At 54.9% G+C, this 23,125-nt stretch carries 27 protein-coding genes and 2 tRNA genes; 9 read left to right on the forward strand and 20 right to left on the reverse strand.

What is annotated here, in order from left to right:
* Window positions 1–9: 9 nt before the first annotated feature.
* The 3 genes from AC2FLD_RS00700 (at window position 10) to AC2FLD_RS00710 (ending at window position 1,701) form a co-directional block, all read left to right on the forward strand.
* Complete coding sequence (locus AC2FLD_RS00700) at window positions 10–1,230, forward strand: cysteine desulfurase (RefSeq protein ID WP_496669960.1); 1,221 nt, start codon at window positions 10–12, stop codon at window positions 1,228–1,230.
* A gap of 77 nt (window positions 1,231–1,307) precedes the next feature.
* Window positions 1,308–1,384, forward strand: a tRNA-Arg gene (locus AC2FLD_RS00705).
* Window positions 1,385–1,506: 122 nt separating this feature from the next.
* A complete protein-coding gene (locus tag AC2FLD_RS00710; protein WP_496669959.1) occupies window positions 1,507–1,701 on the forward strand; it encodes a hypothetical protein in 195 nt (64 codons plus the stop codon).
* A gap of 97 nt (window positions 1,702–1,798) precedes the next feature.
* Here AC2FLD_RS00710 and AC2FLD_RS00715 read toward each other — a convergent pair whose 3' ends face one another.
* From AC2FLD_RS00715 to AC2FLD_RS00795, 17 genes are all read right to left on the reverse strand, one after another.
* The gene (locus AC2FLD_RS00715; protein WP_496669958.1) at window positions 1,799–2,122 is read right to left on the reverse strand and encodes a hypothetical protein; all 324 of its coding nucleotides are present in this window, start codon (window positions 2,120–2,122) and stop codon (window positions 1,799–1,801) included.
* Window positions 2,123–2,124: 2 nt separating this feature from the next.
* The gene (locus tag AC2FLD_RS00720) at window positions 2,125–2,337 is read right to left on the reverse strand and encodes a hypothetical protein (protein WP_496669957.1); all 213 of its coding nucleotides are present in this window, start codon (window positions 2,335–2,337) and stop codon (window positions 2,125–2,127) included.
* 38 nt (window positions 2,338–2,375) lie between these two features.
* Window positions 2,376–3,296: a hypothetical protein gene (locus tag AC2FLD_RS00725; protein ID WP_496669955.1), complete on the reverse strand. Its 921-nt coding sequence runs from the start codon at window positions 3,294–3,296 to the stop codon at window positions 2,376–2,378.
* A gap of 469 nt (window positions 3,297–3,765) precedes the next feature.
* Entirely contained in the window at window positions 3,766–4,872 is a 1,107-nt protein-coding gene (locus AC2FLD_RS00730) for a hypothetical protein (protein ID WP_496669954.1), read from the reverse strand.
* Window positions 4,873–5,377: 505 nt separating this feature from the next.
* Window positions 5,378–5,551, reverse strand: a complete 174-nt coding sequence (locus AC2FLD_RS00735; protein ID WP_496669953.1) for a hypothetical protein — start codon at window positions 5,549–5,551, stop codon at window positions 5,378–5,380.
* A 36-nt stretch (window positions 5,552–5,587) separates the two neighbouring features.
* Complete coding sequence (locus AC2FLD_RS00740; protein ID WP_496669952.1) at window positions 5,588–5,722, reverse strand: hypothetical protein; 135 nt, start codon at window positions 5,720–5,722, stop codon at window positions 5,588–5,590.
* The gene (locus tag AC2FLD_RS00745; protein ID WP_496669951.1) at window positions 5,703–5,954 is read right to left on the reverse strand and encodes a hypothetical protein; all 252 of its coding nucleotides are present in this window, start codon (window positions 5,952–5,954) and stop codon (window positions 5,703–5,705) included. Before AC2FLD_RS00745 ends, AC2FLD_RS00740 begins: the two co-directional genes overlap by 20 nt.
* The gene (locus AC2FLD_RS00750; protein ID WP_496669950.1) at window positions 5,951–6,178 is read right to left on the reverse strand and encodes a hypothetical protein; all 228 of its coding nucleotides are present in this window, start codon (window positions 6,176–6,178) and stop codon (window positions 5,951–5,953) included. The genes AC2FLD_RS00745 and AC2FLD_RS00750 overlap by 4 nt, the downstream gene beginning before the upstream one ends.
* A gap of 6 nt (window positions 6,179–6,184) precedes the next feature.
* Window positions 6,185–7,567 carry a phage major capsid protein gene (locus AC2FLD_RS00755; protein ID WP_496669949.1) on the reverse strand — a complete coding sequence of 461 codons (1,383 nt, stop codon included), beginning with the start codon at window positions 7,565–7,567 and terminating at the stop codon, window positions 6,185–6,187.
* Window positions 7,564–7,800, reverse strand: a complete 237-nt coding sequence (locus AC2FLD_RS00760; RefSeq protein ID WP_496669948.1) for a hypothetical protein — start codon at window positions 7,798–7,800, stop codon at window positions 7,564–7,566. The genes AC2FLD_RS00755 and AC2FLD_RS00760 overlap by 4 nt, the downstream gene beginning before the upstream one ends.
* Entirely contained in the window at window positions 7,797–8,198 is a 402-nt protein-coding gene (locus tag AC2FLD_RS00765) for a hypothetical protein (RefSeq protein WP_496669946.1), read from the reverse strand. The genes AC2FLD_RS00760 and AC2FLD_RS00765 overlap by 4 nt, the downstream gene beginning before the upstream one ends.
* Entirely contained in the window at window positions 8,195–8,728 is a 534-nt protein-coding gene (locus AC2FLD_RS00770; RefSeq protein WP_496669945.1) for a hypothetical protein, read from the reverse strand. Before AC2FLD_RS00770 ends, AC2FLD_RS00765 begins: the two co-directional genes overlap by 4 nt.
* Before the next feature lie 112 nt (window positions 8,729–8,840).
* Window positions 8,841–9,122, reverse strand: coding sequence for a hypothetical protein (locus AC2FLD_RS00775; protein WP_496669944.1), 282 nt, complete (start codon window positions 9,120–9,122; stop codon window positions 8,841–8,843).
* 1,017 nt (window positions 9,123–10,139) lie between these two features.
* Window positions 10,140–12,659: a virulence-associated E family protein gene (locus AC2FLD_RS00780; RefSeq protein ID WP_496669943.1), complete on the reverse strand. Its 2,520-nt coding sequence runs from the start codon at window positions 12,657–12,659 to the stop codon at window positions 10,140–10,142.
* On the reverse strand, window positions 12,596–12,910 hold the full coding sequence (locus AC2FLD_RS00785; RefSeq protein ID WP_496669941.1) for a hypothetical protein: 315 nt from the start codon (window positions 12,908–12,910) through the stop codon (window positions 12,596–12,598). The genes AC2FLD_RS00780 and AC2FLD_RS00785 overlap by 64 nt, the downstream gene beginning before the upstream one ends.
* The gene (locus AC2FLD_RS00790) at window positions 12,907–13,140 is read right to left on the reverse strand and encodes a hypothetical protein (protein ID WP_496669940.1); all 234 of its coding nucleotides are present in this window, start codon (window positions 13,138–13,140) and stop codon (window positions 12,907–12,909) included. The genes AC2FLD_RS00785 and AC2FLD_RS00790 overlap by 4 nt, the downstream gene beginning before the upstream one ends.
* A gap of 168 nt (window positions 13,141–13,308) precedes the next feature.
* Window positions 13,309–14,478, reverse strand: coding sequence for a tyrosine-type recombinase/integrase (locus AC2FLD_RS00795; RefSeq protein WP_496669939.1), 1,170 nt, complete (start codon window positions 14,476–14,478; stop codon window positions 13,309–13,311).
* Window positions 14,479–14,580: 102 nt separating this feature from the next.
* Here AC2FLD_RS00795 and AC2FLD_RS00800 point away from each other — a divergent pair.
* A tRNA-Arg gene (locus AC2FLD_RS00800) sits at window positions 14,581–14,654 on the forward strand.
* 259 nt (window positions 14,655–14,913) lie between these two features.
* On the opposite strand, the gene mepK is transcribed toward AC2FLD_RS00800, so the two are convergent.
* A complete protein-coding gene (mepK, locus tag AC2FLD_RS00805) occupies window positions 14,914–15,483 on the reverse strand; it encodes a peptidoglycan L,D-endopeptidase MepK (protein WP_050602496.1) in 570 nt (189 codons plus the stop codon).
* 354 nt (window positions 15,484–15,837) lie between these two features.
* Here mepK and AC2FLD_RS00810 point away from each other — a divergent pair, with 354 nt between their 5' ends.
* Genes AC2FLD_RS00810 through AC2FLD_RS00825 form a run of 4 tightly spaced genes read left to right on the forward strand, consistent with a single transcriptional unit; the run spans window position 15,838 to window position 20,079 of the window.
* The gene (locus tag AC2FLD_RS00810; RefSeq protein ID WP_496669937.1) at window positions 15,838–17,445 is read left to right on the forward strand and encodes a L,D-transpeptidase family protein; all 1,608 of its coding nucleotides are present in this window, start codon (window positions 15,838–15,840) and stop codon (window positions 17,443–17,445) included.
* Between the two features lie 34 nt (window positions 17,446–17,479).
* Window positions 17,480–18,571 (forward strand): UDP-3-O-(3-hydroxymyristoyl)glucosamine N-acyltransferase, encoded by a 1,092-nt coding sequence (gene lpxD, locus AC2FLD_RS00815; protein WP_496669936.1) that lies wholly within the window; start codon window positions 17,480–17,482, stop codon window positions 18,569–18,571.
* 32 nt (window positions 18,572–18,603) lie between these two features.
* The gene (locus AC2FLD_RS00820; RefSeq protein WP_050602493.1) at window positions 18,604–18,861 is read left to right on the forward strand and encodes an acyl carrier protein; all 258 of its coding nucleotides are present in this window, start codon (window positions 18,604–18,606) and stop codon (window positions 18,859–18,861) included.
* 9 nt (window positions 18,862–18,870) lie between these two features.
* The gene (locus AC2FLD_RS00825) at window positions 18,871–20,079 is read left to right on the forward strand and encodes a beta-ketoacyl-[acyl-carrier-protein] synthase family protein (protein WP_050602492.1); all 1,209 of its coding nucleotides are present in this window, start codon (window positions 18,871–18,873) and stop codon (window positions 20,077–20,079) included.
* 51 nt (window positions 20,080–20,130) lie between these two features.
* Here the strand turns inward: AC2FLD_RS00825 and AC2FLD_RS00830 are convergent, their stop codons facing one another.
* Window positions 20,131–20,709 carry an invasion associated locus B family protein gene (locus tag AC2FLD_RS00830; protein ID WP_050602491.1) on the reverse strand — a complete coding sequence of 193 codons (579 nt, stop codon included), beginning with the start codon at window positions 20,707–20,709 and terminating at the stop codon, window positions 20,131–20,133.
* A gap of 445 nt (window positions 20,710–21,154) precedes the next feature.
* Here AC2FLD_RS00830 and AC2FLD_RS00835 point away from each other — a divergent pair, with 445 nt between their 5' ends.
* Complete coding sequence (locus AC2FLD_RS00835; protein WP_496669935.1) at window positions 21,155–22,702, forward strand: helicase HerA-like domain-containing protein; 1,548 nt, start codon at window positions 21,155–21,157, stop codon at window positions 22,700–22,702.
* Between the two features lie 32 nt (window positions 22,703–22,734).
* Here the strand turns inward: AC2FLD_RS00835 and AC2FLD_RS00840 are convergent, their stop codons facing one another.
* A complete protein-coding gene (locus tag AC2FLD_RS00840) occupies window positions 22,735–22,989 on the reverse strand; it encodes a hypothetical protein (RefSeq protein WP_050602489.1) in 255 nt (84 codons plus the stop codon).
* Between the last annotated feature and the right edge of the window lie 136 nt (window positions 22,990–23,125).

The following is a 23,125-nucleotide window of genomic DNA, read 5'->3' on the forward strand; positions in this document are numbered from 1 at the left end:
AATACGCTTATGTATGATGTGCAGAAAATCCGCTCTGACTTTCCGATTCTGTCGCGTCAGGTCAATGGTAAACCTTTGACCTATCTGGACAACGGCGCTTCGGCCCAGAAACCTCAGGTCGTTATTGATGCCGTTACTCGCGCCTATGCCGAGGAATATTCGAACGTTCATCGCGGCCTGCATTACCTGTCCAATCTGGCCACCGAGAAATACGAATCCGTGCGCGGCACCATTGCCCGTTTTCTTGGGGTTTCGAATGAGGATGAGATCGTCCTGAACTCGGGCACGACCGAGGGGATCAACCTTGTCGCTTACGGCTGGGCGATGCCGCGACTTGAGGCCGGGGACGAGATCGTTCTGAGCGTCATGGAGCATCACGCCAATATCGTACCCTGGCATTTCTTGCGGGAACGGCAGGGCGTTGTTCTGAAGTGGGTGGATGTGGACGCGGACGGGGGTCTGGATCCTCAGGCCGTAATTGATGCGATTGGTCCAAAAACCAAGCTGGTTGCTGTGACCCAGTGTTCGAATGTGCTGGGCACGGTCGTGGATGTCAAAGCCATCACCGAGGGTGCCCATGCCAAAGGTGTTCCAGTTCTGGTGGATGGCAGCCAAGGCGCGGTCCATATGCCGGTGAATGTCGAAGAGATCGGCTGTGATTTCTATGCAATCACCGGTCACAAGCTGTATGGCCCGTCCGGGTCTGGCGCGATTTTCATCAAATCCGAACGCATGGCCGAGATGCGCCCCTTTATCGGTGGCGGCGACATGATCAAAGAGGTCAGCAAGGATGAGGTCATTTATAACGATCCGCCAATGAAATTCGAAGCCGGTACGCCCGGTATCGTTCAGACCATAGGTCTGGGTGTGGCGCTCGACTATATGATGGATTTGGGAATGGCGAACATCGCAGCCCACGAATCCAACCTGCGTAACTATGCCATGCAGCGACTGACAGGATTGAACTGGTTGCAGGTGCAAGGCACGCGTCCCGATAAGGCCGCCATCTTCAGCTTTACACTGGACGGGGCTGGCCATGCACATGATGTTTCGACCATCCTGGACAAAAAAGGCGTGGCTGTCCGCGCTGGTCATCACTGCGCCGGGCCGCTGATGGACCATCTGGGCGTGACCGCAACCTGCCGTGCCAGCTTTGGTCTTTATAACACCACGGAAGAGGTCGACATTTTGATCGATGCCCTTGAATTAGCGCACGATCTTTTTGCCTGATTTTGGTCTGAAACTGGGTGCAACGGGCACGATTTCCAGTTGCACCCAAACCGGAACAAGGTTAGCTAACCCTCAAGGCACCTGTAGCTCAGCTGGATAGAGCGCTGCCCTCCGAAGGCAGAGGCCAGAGGTTCGAATCCTCTCAGGTGCGCCATTCATTTCAATAAGTTAGACGACCTGGACACGACCGCGTGTCCCGTCAGTGTCTAGAATGGCATTTTCACCGTTCTGCGCGCGACCGTTGACAGTCGAAAGAACAAAAATAGAACATTCTGTATGAAAAAATGGCCCAGAACGATTCCCTTTGATTTACGCTGCAAGCTGGAACAATTGCAGGAATATCGCAGCGCACCTTCGTTACAGGATCAGTGGGGCGCGATCTTCGAATGGCTGAACAAACACGACGTACAGCCACCAGATCACCAGTTGCCGATTGAACCTGAACTACGCGGACCAGTCGGTCATAGCTGATGCAAATCGCCCGCCCCTGAACTGACAATAAAGGGGCGGGCTGGGACCGCAGGCCGACGCGTTAGCGAAGGAATAAAAAGCCTGCTGGCCTTTTGTGTTATTGTCGGACGCCTAGCGAAACGAACGGAGTCTGCGATGTCGAGTTATCGAACTGGTAAGCAATGGGCCGCGCTCTTGTCGCAATCAGCAGCTTTACCAAATCGGGCATCGCTTCACGCATCACACAATCCAATATCGCTTTCGACGGCAGGGCCAGTGAAACTCGATGTTGATCCAAAACCCGGATCCCGCCGATCACAATTGTCACCAGCAGATCAGGATCAGTCGGGCATTCCTCGACGTCGACGTCTACACTGACGTTCACTTCATCGAACGGTTGCAGCGCGTCCAACAGTTCAGACCGTACGCTGTATTCTAGCATCGTCAGAATCCCCCCATCGCTTCGTCCAGAGCCATAATGTCGTCTTGGGTGCCGTTGCGCCTTACCCAGTGTTCAGCGCGACGCACGGCCCGTGTGACGTGCCATGTGTGCCGACGGGTCAGCGGGGCGGTCCATTCACCGTCACGCGTGCAGCGCCACAGCCTGCCGTCGTCGTGGCGGGCGAACGTCATGCTGTTCAGGGCGAATATCTGCATCACTTAAGTAATGCGCCGTCTGGCAGTAAATCCTTGCTTCAAACTGCGGCTGTACTCACCCGATCAGGCTGCATCGAGCGGCTGAAATCGATACGTGCGGCGTGCTTTGCGCGGTTGACCGCGATTTCGATCACTTCGTCATCGCTACGCACGACCGGGACGTCAGCACCAGCGTTGTTGTTGATAGTGATGGAAGGACCCGACACGCCAAGCTGACCGCTGCTGTTGCGGTGCAAAGGTACGATACCTTCAGGTCCAGCCTCCCCCATCAGACCCGCCCGTCCAACGCTAATAGGGAACATGGTCGGACCGTTTACTATACCACCGTTGGCGAACGCCTTGATCGGCGATCCGCCCATGAAAACGTTGCCGTCTGCGGACGGAAAGAAGTTTCCACCCTGACCAGCACCGGGCGCTTTGAATCTCGTACCCAGTGCGCCCCGCAAAATATTCAACATCGGTTGCCTCAAGATCATTTTTGCAATGTCGCGCATGAAGTTCTTGGCGAATTCCTTGAACGCGAAATCCTCCTCGGCAATTGCGTCAACAAACCGATCGATCCCGTTCACCGCAATGCCAATGAATCCCTGCTCCGCATTGTCGATCCACGTTTCATTCGCCTTGTCCAATTCCCGCATGGCTTCGACGGTTTTCTTGATCTGGTCTTCCAGTGTTTTCTTCTGGTCTTCGGCACGCTGGGTACCACCACCGGCTCCACGGGTACTGCTGGACGGGTTGGACGGCAAGGTGACCCCGGGCAGACCCAGATCGGACGCGCGGTAACCAGTATCACCAGCACCGGCCCCCTCTCCACGTGGGGCGTAGAAGTTGGGATTAGCTGCGATGTTCCCCATCATCGCCGCACCTTCAGCGGCGAGACGTGTGTTACGGGCAATGGCGGCTGTCAGGTCCACACCTTCGGCCAGATTCTGATTGACCTGCGCCGTAACGGCAAGCATGCGCTCCGTTGACGAATTCAAATTTTTCTAGCGATCAATGCCGTACCGCGGAGTTGTTCGAAAAGTTAGGAATCGCGCCTCGCGTCCGGGTCTCTGCAGACTCAGATTACACACCAAATTCTTATAGAGTACCAAGCTCGGGCTTCGTTCTTTACGATGAAACGGCCGCAAATCAATGAGGAAATGGCAGGGGCGGCAGGGTTCGAAACCGCGACCCACGGCTTTGGAGGCCCTTAAAGACACTCGATATCATTGCGGAAAATTGCCAACCGGGCAAGATTTACCCATTTGAAAAACACTGGGTTACACAAAAACTTCCAACCAAAAAAATCCGCGCCAACTTTTAAATGGGGCGTTGGTAGCGGAGGGTCGTTTTTGCCACTCCACCCATAAAGATAGCCACGTAAATAAGGGAAAGCGCATAGTATTTATCGTGAAATCTCAGTCAGATGAAGCACGCGAAAAAAGGCTAATAGCACTGACGGCGACGTTTGTCTGTTGAGTTTTTGAATCTTGCCTTGAATTTCGCTGACGCGAACGGAAAATTCGCTAAAAGTGCGTGAATTCGGAAGTCTACGTAATCAATCCAATAAGCAATTTTGGATCTTCGCGCACGTACCTCTTGGATCTCAAGTCTCCAGCTCTCCAATGCTCGGTCGCGCTCCGCCTCAACTTTTTTAATTTTGGCTTCGGCTCGGTCGCGCTCTAGTTGCGCTTCTTCAATATTTTTTTTCACTTCATCTATTGTATCAACAACTGTTTTTACGGAGCTGGAAAGCAAAACAGCAAGTTGCCGTGAATTAACTCGTTCTTCGGATATCGTTTGTTGCAACTGGGATGAGTTCTGTTGAATTAATCTTACTGGAAATTCAAACGCATCAAGCTCTGTTTCTCCCCTGAAAACATCTTCAAATCCCGAACATTTTTTTGCGATTTCAGATTGGAACTTAAACACCTTATCATTGTCCCAGAAAGGGTTGTTTTCGACATTTAGCTTAACGTATTGAGTACTTTCACCGCTACGAGTTCTTTCACCGTTAAGATTTGCCTCTTGCTCAACTGCCGCTATGATCCGGTCAGGGGCAACATCGATGTCAGCCCAATTCAAAAAATTTGAGATTGTTTCCTCGCTATTCAAAGTCAACCTCTCATACAAGACTAGAAAACCAATGTCGGGCTCGACCCATTTGCGCCAAAAGTCGACGTAATAACTAACTTCTCGATCAGCGAACTCCCAGAATTTTGCAAAGTTGTTGTCCTCAGGAAATTGCCGCAGATGCACTTGAAAATTCGAAAAAAGCCGCGGTATTGGCTGCCGTATTTGTATCAGGTAATTCACCCCCAGGCTCGGATCGACCTGAAATCCAAAATCATGGTTTTTTTGCAAAAACAAATCGCAACTGGCATTAGCGTAGTTAGAACATGGTACATTTTTACAGCACTTTGAGAATGCGTTTACAGAGTAGTCATGATAGAACTCACAGTATCCAAACCTATCGCCCAAAGCAGCCTGAAGTAAGCGAACGAGATAGTGGTGGCCTGAGCGTGGCATTGATACATCAATTACAAAAGTCAAGTTCCACGTCTCCCTTACGTTGCGCGCTGGTTCCCAAGCGGTAGAATTGTTGGCAACCAATTCACCGCGACATACACTCTCAGCCATCGATATACGGCGCGGCCAGATACTCAACCGATATTTCTCAGGCGGGTGGATAACTCTGGATGCTCTGAGTGCGTTTGGAGCCGTATACCTTTGCAGTTTCTTGGGTCCCAAAGGGAAGGCTAGCGTAGATCGCGAAGTAGAACCACCAAATTATTTACTGCCGACCGGACCTATGCCAAAAGGTCCGGTCGGCCACTGGTAACGAAAAACTCGCTACCCCCTCACCCCAAAAAAACCTGTGTTGAACAAGGGGGACCCTTTTGAACAACACAGGCATTAGTAACGGGTAAAATTGATACGGCGTGGATCGTGGGTTGGATCAAAACGCCCCGATCCGCGACGGAACGGATCGGGCAAGGTCTATCGGATTTCACGTAGGGACGACGCGCAGGGTCATGCCGCGTTGCCCTTTGGCTTTTCATTTGCGCTGCCCTGCCAAAACCAGACGCGCGGAAATCTTCGGGTCTTCTTTGATCAGGCGGCACAGTTCGGCTTCGGCTTGTGCGAATTCTTCATCGGTCACCGGTCGGCACATTTGCGCTTCGACCAGATCGCGGAAGTTGGGTTTAGGCTGGCGTTTTTTCCGGGGCATGTCGTCGTATGGCATCCTGTCAGTTTCCTTATGGGGTCACATCGTTCGGATACTGTTGCTGTCACCAAGCTGCACGACAGGCGTGCCGGGTACCTGACGGGTCAGGTCGTACCGGGTTTCGTCGATCTGGTTGCCTTGCAGAACACCAAATTTATTCCGCAGTGGTGTCATCGTAAGTTCTCCCCGGTGCCAGTTGCGTTGAATAATCCATCATCACGCGGTTGCCCTGCGCGACCGGATGCGGGTGCGGTTCGTCGCCATCCTTCATCCAGCCGATCATTCGGGTGCCGGTGTAGACCTTGGACATTCCGGCCCGCTGTGGATCGGCTTCACGTCGCATTTCGGTACTGACGTGCAGGTCGCGAACGTGCTGGCCGTAACGGTTGAAGATGCGGATGTTCATGCAGCAATCCCTTCACTGTCCAGCCGCGCCATAAACGGCTGCAATGCGGTGTCCACAGACACGATGAAATTGGGCGTGTTGGGCCGGTGATAGGTCACATCGCGTTCAATGGCTGTGGCGACGATTTTGCGGCTGACACGGTGCATCAGGGCCGCGCACAGACGGTGGCTGCTGTCCCTATCGACAGCAAGCAACAAGTCGGGTTCCAGTGTCGGTTCAAACATGATCGATCACCACGTCACCGCGACCCAGGCCAGATGCGATGGCAGGGTGAATCCCCAACTGACGCCATCCAACACGATGCGGATGCCGACCGCATTGGTCTGGAACATGCTGCGCACTTCAGCCGGTCCGCCAGTGACCGTTGCGGCGTCCGACACGTGAACGCTTACCCCATCTTCGACATGGTGGTCCGTATTGCCCATGCGCGGATCGGGATCGACCGCATCGATCATGACGATGGTTGCGCTGTTGCTCATATCAACCAACGGAACCGGCGTGGCCAAATACAACGCATCCGCGTCCAAAATCGTGATCACGTCGGCGGGTGCGTTGGCTGATGCGATGACCGGCGTGTTGAAAATCTGGCCGCGCAACAATTCTTCACGATATGGATAAACGCCCGTGTTCGGTACGCTGTACATCATCAGCTTCAGGTGCGTCACGTGATCCATCACCAGCACCGGACGCTTGGCCCGAACGGTCGCCATCGCGCCGAACAATGCCGCCAAGTCGGCATCGGGCGTGGCACCCGATGGCAGGGCCGCAATGCCTTCGCGCAGACCACGGGGCCGCAGGGCTGGCACAGCCGCATCGGTGGACAGCAACGCCTGATCCAGTGCGACGGTGGTATCATCGAAGATCGCGTCAGATACCCAATCACCAATATCCGTCACGGCACTGTCGGCCAGTTCTTCGGTGTAGCTGGAAACTGCTGCCAATTTTGACCGCCAAAGGGTCATGGCACCGGTTTGTGCCTGTACATGGGGTATCGATCCGCCTTCGGGTACCCATGCCGCGCGGGCCTTTCCGTCATCGTTCGCGCCACGGTGCGGGATGGTCAGGCTTCCATTGGTACCGAACGACGTTGACCGGCAGTATTCCAGCAACTGCGCGGTGACTGACAGCGGTGCGCCCTTCTTCCAGATCGCCAGAACGTCATGATCGACCAGTTCAGCCGCGAAGCCCGCAGCGGTCGTCATGCCGGGTGCGGTCGCGCTGCGGATCATCATGTCGGTTGCCACACGGCGCGACAACTTGTGTTCGTCACCGGGCAGCATCTTTGCGATGGTGTCGGCAGGTTCGATCTGCTTGGCAAAACGCCGCAGTTCAGCCGTGACAGCCGCGACGGCACACTGACCAAGGTCAGGGCGTTTTGTGGTCGGTTTGGCCACGTGCGGCTGTTTCAGGCGGGCTTCGACCGTGACGGGACGCGACACGGCCCGTTGCAGTTCTTCCACTTTGGCGGACAGTTCTTTGACCTGATCCAGCCGCTGCGGGATTTGCTTCGCTTCGGCCAGTGCCGCATCGAAAAGGGCCGCTTTGCGTTCGGCTTCGATCAGCTTGCGCGCTTTACGGTCTTCGGCGGTGTCGCCATCGAAATGGTCTTTCATGACAGGACTCCAATCCTCTTTAGGGTTCTGCGGGCAGCATCGGCCAATCCCGGCCCGTGCTGATCTTCAAAGTCGCGAAGCCATGCCTTGTACACACGGCGGTGCGTCTGATCGCTGATGTGCTTGGCTTCTGCGGTGCTTTTGCCTTCAGCAATCAATTCGCCCTGCATCTGCGCCTTGGTGCGTCTGACCTTGCGGGGCAAATCGTGCATGATGCGTTGAACGTCCATCATCGCTTCAGCCCCTTCATGCGCTTGTGGTGATCAGCGGCCATGCGTCCCAGATCATCCAGTGTTGGTTCGTCGAGGAAAGTGTTGATTTCCGCTTCAATGGCCTTGGTGGTTTCGTCCCTGCGAACGTCCAACGCCGTTTCGAGCGTTTTGATCCGGTCGAGTAGCGGTTTCACCGTCTTGCCGATCACGTTGGCCATCGTTTTGTCGCGCTTGGCGTTCTCGGCCCGTAGCTGTGTCATGAGCAGTTCAACAAACGCTTGGCCCGCTGGTGACACGGTTTTGGTCGCACTGTCGTAAAGCACCGCATGATCAGATCCAGGCGCGGCCTGTTTCTGTTCACCCATTGGGATCGGGCGGTCGTAAGGATTGGTGCCGTTGTCTCTGAACGGGTTCGTCATGCTGCGGCCCTTTTAAATGCCAGATACGACTGTCGTAGTCGTTCGGTCTGTTTGTCGGATTTGAATTTGCGGTCAGCCAACTTCGCCAAGTGCGCCGCTAGGGCCGCTGTGGTCCGCATGTCCAGATCGTGCTTGGCAAGCCGATCAGCGGCAAATTCTGCGGCGTCATGCGCCCGCTTTGCGATCTGGTCGAACTGGTCGGCCAAATGCGCAGTCGAATGCGCATTCATGCGATGCAGGTCGGCGCAGTGCTGGTGCAGTAAATCGGCAGTCGACTTCCCATTTGCACCACCGCGCAGAATTGCGGCTGCTTTCTGATAGCGGGCCGATGCTGTTCTGGTGTCGGAAATGGCCTGTTCCGCTGCACGAATGTCTTTGTCCAGCTTGGCGGTGATCTTCAGCCGTTCAGTCGTAGCGCCACGCGTGCCGCTTTCTTCCGCCTTGCTGATGTTGTGCAATTGGGCGCGTACGTGACCTTGCGCTTTGGTCAACGCTCTGGTGCGGTCGATGGCTGTAAACACCGTAATCATACGCGGGCCCTTCCATTGGGTTATCGCGATGGTAAATCGAGCGCCTGGAAAAATCGAGCAAGAGTTAAGCGTAATACGTTGTTTTAATAATGTTTTCCGTATTACGGATGTATTACGCCTTTGTTTGTCGTGTCCACCTGTTCCAGCGCCGTACATCTTCCAGACACTGTTCGGAACAGCAGGTGTTTCCGCCGAAATTCCACCGCTTATCTTGGCGCAGGATGTCACCACAGCCGTCACACAGCCGACTGGCGCGACGCTCGATCACGGGATCACCTTGTGGCGTCATGGTGCCATGCGCTTTGAACGTGCGGCCTATCGCACCGCGATTGTCGTGCATGACTTCCTTCATCGCGGCGTTTTCGGCTTCTGCGTATCGCTGCAGTGGTGTCACAGGGAACCCACTCGGATCCGGACCAATTCGGTTCGGCCACTACGCAGGCAAGATCGACATCTGCACAGCAGTTCATCAGGATCAAACGGTGCGTCACTCGGGCCGATATACGAAACGGCCAGCATTCGGGTGCTGCGCACTTCACCGCACGTTTCGCACCGTTGCTGTAGATGCTGAACCAATTCTGCCTTCGCGTCCTGGAATTCGCGCGGTGTGACGCCGTTCATTTGTCGTCGTCTTTGGGCTGCTGTGTTCGAATATGTTTCGGGGGGCGATTTCGGGGCATCGTAACACTCCATCAGCAAGGGCCCGCGTCGGGGCGCGAGTCGATCTATGGGGTATAATAATACCTCACCCTGATTTGACCAGAATTATCGTAATACCGCGTGATCCGTTCTAATTCGGCGTAATCCGATAGCTGTATGCGGCCAGTCGCTGTGCAAATGGGAAGTCGACTGCCGATTTACTGCACAGTTTTAAACACAAGTCTCCCCAGCGCGGTCGGCATCCCCTAAGCCTAAGTTTCGACACCCCGCCCCCTAGGACGGACCGGACCACGTGTCGCACCGTCAGCAGGGCGCAGGACGACGCCGTGGTGCGTGGCCGTGTCGTTGTGGTGATCCAAGATCCGGGTTGGGTGCCCCCAGTGCGCCCCTTCATACCCCGCTTTCGTCGCGGCGCGCTGTGCTGTGCTGCAGGACGCTCGGGATATATCGTTGAGGATTGTATGTGTTGGGCCGCGCGTTGCGCCGTGCCTCATATCGGAAATGCTTGTATCTCTGCAGGAAGAACGCACCCTGATACGGGCCCCGTGTACATCGGTACTTCGCGTACATGGTTTCCCTATAGAGTCCATATATCTTATAATACATATAATAATACTACTTATATATAGTATATATATAATTATGATGTACTTAATGTACTATTATAATAAGGCATTAATATTAAATAAAAAAAGTCGCACATCAGGTTGAGGGTTCCGATGCACGACTCCTGTACGTTTCAATGCACGCACTACTGCTTAATGAAGAAAGTCTGCCCAAAAGTGGGGCTTGCTTTTATTCGGTCCCTTTTTCCGCGTTCGAACCCTAATTCCTTAAGGCAGTTCGTTATGCGCTTGTTGTTGATAGTATGCTGCTTGTCTGCAGACACCCCCAACATCTGAGCAACCCTTCCAGCAGTGATTTTTGTTCCGACCGGCATCATGGTAGTGAACTGTGCAATCGGTTCCAGCCACGGGTCGACTTCAACTCTTTCCTGCTGCAGTGCCTTGGCGTGGTCTTCCACAACTGTGTCCAGATGCCATTGCTCACCGGCCGTATAAGCATCATAGGCTTCGCGCCACAGCACGTCGCGTGCGGCCACCAATCCACCAAGATTGATCACACCCACCTTCACGGGCCATATGCGGCGTTCTCCTGCGGCGTCTTTGAGGTAGTCGTCGCGGTTGGTTGATCCTGAGAATACGCACCGTCGCGGCAACATGACTTCCAGCCTTCCATGAGACGGGCGGTAATTCTCAACACGGCGCGTCAAAAACCTGCGCATGTCCTCGATTTCACTGCGCTTGAATTGGGAAAGTTCGGACATTTCCACAATCCACTTCCCGTTAAGGTACGAACTGGAATCCTTGTGGTGGAAATCTGGTAGGGCATCACCAAACCAATCGGGATTTGGGCACAGCGCACGCAGGGCAGAAGACTTACCCGCCCCCTGATCACCTTCAAGGACCAAGGCGTTGTCCATTTGGCAACCTGGATCCATGGCCCGCGCCACAGCGCCAATCATCCATTTGCGTCCAATCTGAGAAACGTACACGTCTTGCTGCGGGTCGCCTGTTCTCTGAACCCCAAGGAAACTGAACAACCATTGGTCAAGTAGTCCGGGTAGGACTGGCGGCAGGGCACGTAGATATTCCTGCACGGGTTCAAACGTGTTTTCCTGACATAGACGATCTACGCATTCGATAACGTCACCTTTGGCGATTTTGGAATAAACGGGGTCTTGCTGTGCCCAGTGACGAATTACTGTGTAGTCGTTTTCGGTCACTTCGCGCGGCACTTTCATATTCGCAGATCCAGGTAGCGGCCTGAGAATGATCATACGTTGATTAAAGGCGTCGAAAGCGAATGCCGTTTGCAGGTAGTTGTGCGTTACCATCGTCAGGAACAGGTTCGTGCTGTTCGATATGGTCTTGCCACTACGGTCAACACTCCACTGACCGTAGCGGCTCAAGTCTTCTGCTACAGGAACAACTTCAGGTTTGGCGACAGCATTGGCGGGCACTTCAACGTTCATGGGCAATCCATTTTGCAATGCCTTGCGCCACGCAGCGTCCATTCTGATACGCGCGTCAAGATCGGGATGAACGCCACCTTGCGCACGCAGGTACTCAACAAGGGTTCCGAATGATAATTGACCGTTGGGTTCCAGTTCTTCCCAGATTTCCTTGGTGTCGGCCTTCAGATTGTAGGCTGACGACTGCTCACTGAACGCGTCAAATAGCGGCCAGCCGACATCATGACCGACGACCGTACACAGCGCGAGACCAACCCGGATCCAATCGTCCCAACCATAGTTGTTATCCATTGCGCCCATTACGTCCGCAACCAACGTCGGATCGTTCGGTGCGCGCGGCAAGTGACTTGTGCGCCCTTCACCGTCTGACGGCCCGCCAGAAGCCCTGCCACGCACCCAGCCGTGCTGTTCACTTTCCTGCAGTACGATATCTTCGACCAGGCTTTCCATTTGTGCTTCGGTGATCGTCGGCAGTGCTGCTTCGCTGATGAAGTCTGACCAATCGTAATTTTTGCCTGACGGGTGCGTGCCTAATATTACGGCCTGTGTTGGCCGTCCTTTTCGAGTGACACCCATGACGTCAATCACGGCACGCTCATCGCGACGGAATATGGGATATTGACGTCGGTGAATCGGATCGCCTTGCACCTTGAACAACCAGAGCGCCTTTGGCGGTTTTCCCACACGGACTGGCGCGGTAATTCCTGCTTGGGCCAATGCCCTGCGCACCGCGTTCATGGTGACTTCATCTTCTATATCGACATCGAGCGCGGCGTAATCGTAGCCCATTTTGAGCCCGACATTTGCGCCCAGTCCGTCCCACTGCAGGGCCAATTCGGGTGTCATTTCGTATTCTGGCCAGCCCGTGTAGCCCGACCACTCACCTTGGGCATACTGACCCGGCACTTTGCCGCATTGTTCGGGGTGTACCTTTGAGTCGGCACTCAGTGGTGCGCCAACGGGAATAATGGGGATCGTACCCACAAAGCCCAATTGCAGTGCTTGTTGGTGAAGTTGTTGAGATAGTATAAGATCGTTCATATCTGACGACCCTTTCTGACACTGGGGTTTCTTATTTGGCCCGTAGCGCCCCATGCGCTGCGGGTCTTTTCTTGGCCGTCGCTTCGTGTCAGTTGGCGTGCCAATGCCCCCGCGACGGGTCTTGTGGCGGATCAGGCTGCGTCTCGCTTCAGCGACTTTTTCGCACGTTCCACGGCTTCTTTTTTGGTCAGCCATTCGTCGGCACTGTATGAGAAGACTTTGCCCGTCTTGGTGTCCAGAACGCCTAAATAATCCATCGCTGTTTCGTATGTCGCAATGGGGCAGATCGGCATGGTGTGGACTTCTTTCCAAGGTGCATCTGGTTCAAGAACCATCCAAGCGATCACGGGTTCTTCGTATTGGAGAAACCGCCCTTCATGTAGATTCCAGGTCAAACGGATATATCGACCGTCTTCTGCGGGAATGACGTGTGTCTGTTCTTTCATGCCGCACTTTCCAGATCGGCCCGACCGTCAAGCCACGCGTGCCAATCCGCCAACAGCGCGAACTTGCGCCGACCGATCTTGAACGTACGACACCCACCATGCTTCTTGGCTTCCTGATTGTAGGTGGTTTCGGGCAGGTTGATGGACGCCAGCAGATCGCCAAACGGGACAGCGTGGCGGGGCAGTGGGGCAACCTCAAGGGTCGCGGTTTCTTTTTCAGGCTTGGTCATGTACAGCCCCTTCACATTTCGGCGGGCTGTCTTCGGACTAAGACCCGACCAGTTCGGTATGCCAACGCGCTGCGCTGACGGTTCCTAGCTAGTTCAAGTCTGAAGTCGATAAGTTTAGTTCAGCCGACGAATCGGCTGGTCTTTTATGCGTAGCACGCTCGGTTAAATTCAGACAACATCGAATCCAAACCACCTTTCCAGATCATCCCCGAGAAAATTTGCGTACGTTTTTTCAATCATTTGAACGGACGTTCCGCACTGCTGCGCAAGGGCCGTCACTGGCACGCCACGGGCCAAGTGATCCGTAATGTACGTGTGGCGGGTGCAGTAGAGCGTTGCGCCGTCAGGCAAGCCAGCATCGACCGCAGCGGCCCGAAACGGATCGCCTTGATCGTCTTCGCGCCACGGGTTGCCGTCGTCCTTCAGCAGCAAATGACGGGCTTGATCGTTCGCGCCGTCGCACAGACCAGCCAACAGATCAGCAGCGGCTTGCGATAGCACCATGACCCTTGCGCCCGTCTTGCCCGAAACGGACAGCCTGCGGCCCCTCAGATCGCGCACGCGGGCCGAAAACAGTTCGCCGGGTCGACAGCCCGTCAGCAGCGCAACACGCACCAGATCGGCAAGGGCAGGGGATTTGCACGCATCCAGCAATTCGGTTCGTTGGTCCGGATCCAAAACGATCACCCGTTTGCCGTGTGACTCTGCACGTTTGAATTTCGACACTGCAGCCCATGGGCGCGCTATATCGAGCCCGTGCCGGTCGCATGCGGCGTTCAGGATCGCTTTCAGTTCCGCAAGTTGTTTGTTTGCCGTGGCGCGTCTGGCCCGCTTGGCGTCCAAATCGTCTACACCTTCTAAGAACGCGTCACGGAAATCCTGAACGTGTTTGGCGGTGATGTCGGCCACTTTAATAGCAGCAGGGAATTTCGCCACGTGGCGGGCCGCACTGTTGCGGTAATTCTGCGCACGCTTGGCCGAGTCCGTTTCTGAAATCTTGCGGTCGCGCCATTCATCAGCGGCCCGTTGCAGGGTCACGTCGGCCTTGGCGGGTGCCAGAGCGTCACGTGCCAGATCGCAAGCCTGATCGAAAGTCAGAATGTCGATGCCGTTTGCGTCCACCACATCGTCAGGTGAGACACCAGCCAACTTGCGTTCCGTATATGATCCGTCGGCGTTCCGTTCGCGCAAAACCCAAGTACCTGGAATCGTATTCAAACGCCTGTACCCAATGGCCAGACGGTCGGACAATCGGCGGTAATATGGCTTGCGACGGGCGGTCAGTTTGGCCCGTTGCGTCTTGGTTCGGATCGGTTCGTCTTTGACTTGGCGCGGCATGTTGTGTCCAGATAGTGTCTAGAATAGCGTCTGTGCCTAACTAGGGCTATCTGAGACAAACCGCAAGTATCCGCATATAAACAAGGACTTTCGGAAACCTAAGTGCCTGTAAAGACACGGGCGATTCTACCCTCCGAAGGCAGAGGCCAGAGGTTCGAATCCTCTCAGGTGCGCCATTTTCGAAAATACCCTCCTGTAGGTTTTCTTTCGCAAAAAGAGGGTTTTACCCCGACGCGCGTGACAATCGTGGGGGTGAGTGGTTGCAGAGCAACTCAAAAACACAGTGGTGCTAAAGAAAATCCATCTGTGGCAGGCTGAGACTCTACACAATCTGGAAGCAGGCCTCTCAGCACTACGATTCGACCAGAGAAGTCGTTGAGTTTCCTCAACCCGCGAGGCGCGGGGACAGATATAGTCAGGCGTTCAAGCTGGGCTTTAACCGCGCCAGGTGCGGACAACGCCGCAATCCATGTGAACGAAATTCGAACCGTAATACTGGCCAACGCCACCGGCGCGGCAAGACATCGCGGCCTTGGCCATCTGCGACACCGAGCGAGACGCCAAACGCAGGTCAGCAGCCTGACCTTCCATATGAAGCGACTTGCGCGCAACGCGGCGCGACCTGGACCGCAGCATCGCGTTGGTCTGCGGCGAGCGATAACCCGACAGCAGCATATAGGGTTCATTCACATCCAGAAGGTTGTGTGATGCCGCCATGATATCAATCGCGCGCAAATCGATGGATTTTGTCTGATCTGTACGCCAATCACGCATGAAGTGGTTCACTTCTTTGACAGCGTCCTTGATATATTTACCATCGACCCAATAAATCATATCCAACCGTTCGCCCGTGCGACCGGAATACATACGAATGCGACGGATATCACCGCCACCGCGCAAGAAGCCTGCTGCATTGGAGTAAGAGGGTGCTGCCGCGACTGCGGTTGCTGCAAACGCACCCAATAGGGCACGCCGGGTCAAGCCCGAGGAACTGCTCTTGGTCATTTTTGGTTCGTCCCGTACTGTTCCTGCCTGCACACGATGTTACGCGCGCTGTCTTAATTTTTTTCCACCCCAGATGCGAAATGTATGGCACAATCGGAATCAGCGGCCAAGAAGTGTTTCACATTCACCTTTTCAAGGGGGAATTTTCGGCAGTTTTTTGCGCAAATGACACAGGGTCTCGCATTTTTTATGCAGTTGTGAGGATTGGGTCACCCTGCCGATGCAAACGCGCATCAGGCGCGGATAGAAGCGTTATGGTAGTGTATTTGTGAATAGACAAGCATTGGACCTCAAATCCATAGTGGCTCGACGCGAATATCCCACCTCAAGCTATTGAATCCTCAAGGCCATCCAATGCTTTCTGTTTTTCGAACCAGTACCAGTATCCTTCTCACCGCATGTTTTGTGGCAACGGCCGGTGTCGCCAACACCGCTTCTGAACCAGCGCCAAACACCGCGTTTCAGATGGCAATCGCTGAGAATACACCGCTAAATTCAGAGATTTCCGCGTTTTATCGCGCCAATGGATTCGCGCCGATCTGGGTTGGGGATACGCTGGAACATACTCAGCGCCGGGCCGCGCTGATCTCGGCATTGTCAAACGCACATCTGCATGGTTTGCCACAATCCGAGGCTATGGTGGCAGTCGTGTTGGAAGAGATGGCGCAAGCGCGATCCGTGCGCGACCTTGGCGCTATCGAAGCAGAGCTTAGTCGGGTTTTCGTTGAATATGCCGACACGCTATATTCGGGTACAGTTCAGCCTGGGCGTGTGGACGAGGGTCTGGTTCGGACCGTTGAACGCCGCAGCGCCGCAGAGCACTTGGCAGGTTTGAATGCGGAAGGCGCGCAGTATCTTGAGCAGTTGCCACCGCAAACCCCTCAATACCGGGCGTTGATGAAGCAGAAACTGGCACTTGAAGCGCTGGTGGATCAAGGTGGATGGGGCGCAACAGTGCCCGTAAGCAAGCTGGAATTCGGCGATACCGGCCCCAATGTTGTGAAACTGCGTAACCGACTGGTTGAGATGGGGTATATGAAACCTTCGGCCAGCCCGGTTTTTGACGATGCGCTTCTGGCCGGGGTTCAAGCGTTTCAAACCGCGCATGGGCTGGCGTCTGATGGTGTCGCAGGTCAGGGCACGATCACAGAACTGAATCGCCCAGCCTCAGACCGGTTGAAGGCCGTTTATGTAGCGCTCGAGCGTGAACGTTGGCTGCCACGAGAGCGGGGCGCACGTCATATCCTGGTGAATCAGGCCGATTTCTCGGCCAAGATCGTTGATGACGGCCGGGTCACTTTTGAAACCCGCACGGTGATTGGCAAGAACACCAGTGATCGACGCAGCCCCGAGTTTTCGGATGTGATGGAGCATATGGTAATCAACCCAAGTTGGTATGTGCCGCGCTCGATCATTACCAAGGAATACCTGCCGAAACTGCAATCCAATCCAAATGCAGTTGGGCACATTGAAATCACCGATCGAAGCGGCCGGCAAGTCAATCGTGGAGCGGTGGATTTCACCCAGTTCACGGCCCGGAATTTCCCGTTTGCAATGCGCCAACCACCCAGCAAAAGCAATGCACTGGGACTGGTGAAGTTCATGTTCCCCAACAAGTACAACATCTATCTGCATGATACGCCTCAGAAAAACCTGTTCGCGCGTGAGGTGCGGGCGTTTTCGCATGGCTGTATCCGATTGGCGCAACCATTCGAGTTCGCTTATGCTTTGCTGGCGAAACAGGAAGAAGACCCCAAGGCATTCTTTCACCGTGTCCTCAAGAGCGGGAAGGAAACCAAGGTCGAACTGCAACAACATGTTCCGGTACATTTGATTTATCGGACGGCCTATATCGGGCCGAAGGGCGAAGTGCAGTATCGCCGCGATGTCTATAATCGCGATGCCAAGATTTGGGAGGCTCTGCAAAAGGCAGGGGTGGCACTGCCGGACGTTCAGGGGTAAGCACGGGTCAAATCCTGCCAAAAGGAAACCCGTCATGCAGTTCACCGTACAGCAAATCGCCGACTCTCTGAGTGCTGAATGTCAGGGCGACACTGGCCTGACAATTGTACGGGCTGCTGAACCCGGTGATGCGGGTCCGACTGATCTGGCGTTGGCCATGTCTCCAAAATATGCCGACGCACTGTCGAACGGCCAGGCGCGGGCGGCGATTTTGTGGGAAGGGGCAGATTGGCAGGCCCTGAGGCTGCGCGCTGCGATTTTCGTCAAACGACCGCGTATGGCGATGGCCGGTATCACCGCAATGCTGGATCGAGGGCAGGGGGTTGAACCTGGCGTTCACCCGTCTGCGGTGGTCGATCCTACAGCCGAGATTGGTGCGGAAGTTTCTGTTGGGCCTTTGACCGTTATCGGCGCACGCGCGCGGATTGGTGCAGGTTCGGTCATTGGGGCGCATTGTGTGATTGGGATGGACGCGGTTCTTGGTGAACAGGCGCTTTTGCGGGAAATGGTCAGCATTGGTGCACGGGCCCAGATTGGTAACCGCTTTATCGCCCAACCCGGTGCTCGGATCGGAGGTGATGGGTTCAGCTTTGTGACGCCCGAAATATCAGGGACCGAAAATGCCCGAAAAACCTTGGGCGATCAGGGCGAAGCCAAAGCCCAAAGCTGGCTGCGCATTCATTCCTTGGGCGCGGTCGAAATCGGTGATGACGTCGAAGTTGGGTCAAACTGCACAGTGGATAACGGCACGATCCGCAACACCTGCATCGGTGATGGTTCGAAACTGGATAACCTTGTCCATGTCGGGCACAACACCCGCGTTGGGCAGGATTGCCTGCTGTGTGGACAGACAGGCGTGTCGGGGTCCGTCGAGATTGGCAACAACGTTGTTCTGGGCGGACAGACCGGAGTGTCCGACAATATTTTCATCGGGGATGGTGTCATTGCGGGCGGAGGCACAAAGATTCTTTCAAATGTTCCCGCCGGGCGCGTTATTATGGGGTATCCAGCCATCAAAATGGAGACCCATACTGATGTCTATAAGGCGCAGCGGCGGCTGCCGCGTATGGCACGCGACGTTGAGGCACTCAAAAAGGCTGTTTTCAAACAGACCCTAAGCGATTAAATCATCCTCAAACTGGAAACCAGGGGATCGACATGAGCATCAGCGACCGCGTCATCGCAATCATTGCAGAGCAGGCCGTGCTGGAGCCATCGGATGTGACGCCCGAAAGCACGCTTGAAAATCTGGGCATCGACAGCCTTGGTTTGGTTGAGAGCATCTTCGCCATCGAAGAAGAGTTCGACATATCTGTTCCGTTCAACGCAAACGAACCCGAGGCCAATGATTTCGACATTTCCAATGTGGCTGCGATCATTACCGGGATCGAAAAGCTTGTGTCGGAAAAGGTCTGATCAGCGCTCATGAAACGTGTTGTCATTACCGGCGCAGGTACGATCAATTCGCTGGGCCACTCGGTTCCTGACACTTTGGAAGCCATGCGCGAAGGTCGCTGCGGCATCTCGGAGCTGGAATTCCGGGACGTAGATCGTTTGGCCATCAAGATCGGCGGTCAAGTTCGTGGGTTTGAGGCAGAAGGGCGGTTTAACCGCCAGCAGATGTCTCTGTACGACCGGTTCACTCAGTTCACCCTGACTGCCGCCAAAGAAGCGATTGAGCAGTCGGGAATTGAGTTCCACGGTGAATTGGCTGCCAGATCCGGCGTTGTACTTGGAACGGCGGGTGGGGGCGTCTCGACCTGGGATGACAATTACCGTTCGGTCTATGAGGATGGTAAAAACCGGGTTCACCCGTTTGTTGTTCCAAAGCTGATGAACAACGCGGCAGCCAGTCACGTGTCCATAGAGTACAACCTCAAAGGCCCCAGCTTTACGGTCTCGACCGCGTGCGCCTCTTCGAACCACGCCATGGCGCAAGCCTTTCAGATGGTGCGCAGCGGGGCCGCCCCGGCGATGATCACAGGTGGGTCGGAATCCATGCTGTGTTTCGGCGGGATCAAAGCGTGGGAAGGTTTACGCGTGATGTCCAAAGACGCCTGCCGCCCCTTCAGCGCCAACCGCAACGGAATGGTTCAGGGGGAAGGTGCCGGCATCTTTGTATTCGAAGAATATGAACACGCGCGTGCGCGCGGTGCCGAGATACTGTGTGAAGTTGCCGGCTTTGCCATGTCGTCTGATGCAGCGGACATTGTGATGCCAAGCAAACAGGGCGCTGCGCGGGCCATGGCGGGCGCCCTTGCCGATGCCAAACTGAATGCCAGCGATGTCTGCTATATCAACGCACATGGCACGGGCACGGCGGCGAATGACAAAACTGAATGCGCGGCAGTTGCAGGTGTCTTTGGTCCCCATGCAGATGATCTGATGATCTCATCCACCAAATCCATGCATGGGCATTTGATTGGTGGCACAGGGGCCGTTGAACTGCTGGCGTGTATCATGGCGCTTCGAGACGGCGTCATTGCACCGACCATCGGATACGAAGAACCAGACCCTGAATGTGCGTTGGACGTGGTGCCGAATGAAGCGCGAGAAGCGAAAGTCAACGTCGCGCTGAGCAACGCGTTTGCGTTCGGCGGGCTAAATGCCGTTCTGGCATTGAAGCGGATATGACAGACACAAACGCCGCCGCACTTTGTGCAGCGGCGCAAGCGTTAACGCGGATTAGTTCGTGTTGATGTTCAGGGCGTCATAGCCGGATGTAAAGCCGGACAGCGACATGTCCATTTCCAGTACCTGATCGGGAACCCGGGCCGGAACCAGCGAGAATGTCGCCTTGCTGCCTGCTTTCATTGCGTCAATGTCACCTTGGCTAAGGCCAAGCTGTGCAACGCAGCCAACCGGCAGGCAATGATGATAGTTGTACAGCTTGCGCGGCGCGCCATCGATGGACAAGGCGAGCTGGGCTTGCAACAGCGTCTCCAAAGGAACGATCACATTTGCCCAAGCAACAGCGGCTCCACCTTCCGGTAATTTTCCGATTGAAACTTCTGCAATCGGGTCTCCTGCGGGGCCATTCAACACCTGAACGACGGCACAAGGGTCTTCCCCGGCCTGCGCTTTGATGCAGGACACATCCCAATCGCCGAATTCTTCGCGAACAAACTGTTCACCAACGCGTGGCCCTTCCTGACCCAGGTCAAGCCCAGTCTCTGGTTCGGTTGTTGGTGTCTCTTGAGCATAGGCCGTACCACAGAGCAAAAGGGCTGCCACTGTGTTAAACGAGAGGATTTTCTTGATCATGAATGCCTCGGTGTGATGATTGAGCTTTTTGCCTCGTTTAGCATTCTTCTGTACCGGTGTCAGGCACTAACAGAGCATCCTCTGTGAACGTGAACGGATTTTTGCCTGAATGTGAGACAAGACCCTTTTTCATTAGAAAAAGGGAGCCGTTTGATCAGCTCCCTTTCCCAAATAGTTCTCCCCGTCGGACTGGCCGACTTATTTATGCGCAAACCCTACGAGAGCGGCGCAGGTGGGTCAACAGCTATCCTGAATTTTTAATCTGCTCGTCAGCACTTGCACATGTCTTGACGCAAGCAAAAAAGCCGTGCCCGAAGGCACGGCCAGTCGACAGGGAGGAAGTCTGCCCCACGAGATCAAAACCACCGCAGAGCAAATTGACTATCGCAGTCAAAGGTTAACTTTGTATGCTGGTCACGGATCGGTGAACAATAAGGCAGTGTTAATGGGCAAGACTATTTTTTTGGGCGGCGGTGGCGAAGGGTATGGCGCACCGCAGGAATTGGCATTGAACTACGCAAACCGCCACGGATTGATCGCCGGTGCCACTGGAACGGGTAAAACCGTAACGCTGCAAATACTTGCTGAAGGATTCTCACAAGCAGGCGTCCCGGTGTTTCTGTCGGATGTCAAAGGGGACCTGTCTGGTCTGGCTTTGGCTGGAAGCCCAGAACATAAATTGCATCAGGCATTTCTGGACCGTGCTGAACGTATCGGTTTTTCGGATTTCAGCTATTCCGCTTGTCCGGTAACGTTCTGGGATCTGTTTGGCGAACAGGGCCATCCGGTGCGCACAACGATCACGGAAATGGGGCCCCTGCTGCTGTCGCGCCTGATGGAACTGAGCGAGGCGCAGGAAGGCATTCTGAACATCGCGTTCCGTGTGGCTGATGAAGAAGGGATGCCGCTGCTGGATCTCAAGGACCTTCAGGCACTGCTGGTCTGGATCGGAGAGAACCGCGCGCAGCTGTCCCTGCGCTATGGCAACGTGTCGACATCTTCGATTGGCGCAATCCAAAGACGTTTGCTGGTGCTGGAAAACCAGGGTGGCACGAAACTGTTTGGCGAACCCGCGCTGGATCTGGCCGATCTGATGCGCACAGATGAAAACGGGCAGGGGATGGTGAACATCCTGGCCTCGGACAAATTGATGGCCTCGCCCCGGCTCTATGCCACCTTCCTTCTTTGGCTGCTGAGCGAGCTGTTCGAGGAACTACCTGAAGTGGGCGACCCCGAGAAACCCAAGCTGGTGTTCTTCTTTGACGAAGCACATCTGCTGTTTGACGATGCCCCCAAGGTTTTGGTGGACAAGGTCGAACAGGTGGCGCGTCTGATCCGATCAAAAGGCGTTGGGGTGTATTTCATCACGCAAAACCCGGCGGATATCCCCGAAGATATTCTGGGCCAGCTGGGCAATCGGGTCCAACACGCCTTGCGAGCTTTCACCGCACGTGACCGCAAGAACCTACGCATGGCAGCCGAAACTTACCGAGAGAACCCGGCTTTCGACACCGAAGCCGCGATCCGAGAGGTTGGCGTCGGAGAGGCCGTGACCTCGATGCTGCAAAAGAAAGGCGTTCCGGGCATTGTCGAGCGCACCTTGATCCGCCCGCCGGGGTCTCAGCTCGGGCCGGTCTCAGCGGCGGAACGCAAAGCGATCCTTGCCGCGTCCCCGATGGCAGCGAAATATGACAAAGGTGTAGACCGAAAATCTGCTTTTGAAATCTTGCAAGCGCGGGCCGATGCGGCCGCCAAAGCTGCAGAACAGGCAGAAGCTGATGAGGTGCTTGAAGCGCAATCGCCGATGGAACGCGAATTTTCTGCCGCACGCAGATACTCAGGCAGCCGGGTGGGGCGATCGTCTTCTCGTGTGCAGCGCCGGAAAGACACGTTTGCAACGGCGATGACCGAAGCCGTGATCAAGGAACTGAAAGGAACAACCGGGCGACGTCTTGTGCGCGGTATTCTGGGCGGTTTATTCAAAAACAGATAATGGCGCGGCGCCCAAAACGGGCGCCGACGCAATTATTTCAAACGACGCAGACCTTCCTGGCGGCAATAAGCGTCGGCCTGGGGTACCGACATTTTTGTGGCCGGAAAATCGATTGCGCGGTCCCAAGTCACTCGATCCTGGCGATACAACTGGCAGGTCACGACCCCTTGGGGCGTCTGAACCTTGACCGGCGTTGTTTCAAGATCTTCGGGTCTGGGTATACAGGCGGCTGTTGTGGCGACAACAACCAAAAGCAAAAGAACTGTTCCGAAGCGTGGTGCTTTCATTTTTATACTCGTATCAACACGTTAGAATGATCGTTTAAGATCGGCTTGAGCGGGTGTGAGTGCCAGCAACAGACCGCAAAAGAAAAACACTGCGGTGCGCCCGTTTAGTCATAATACCTTCAAGAATCAAGAAACC

Source organism: Ruegeria sp. CDSA021 (genome assembly GCF_059612325.1).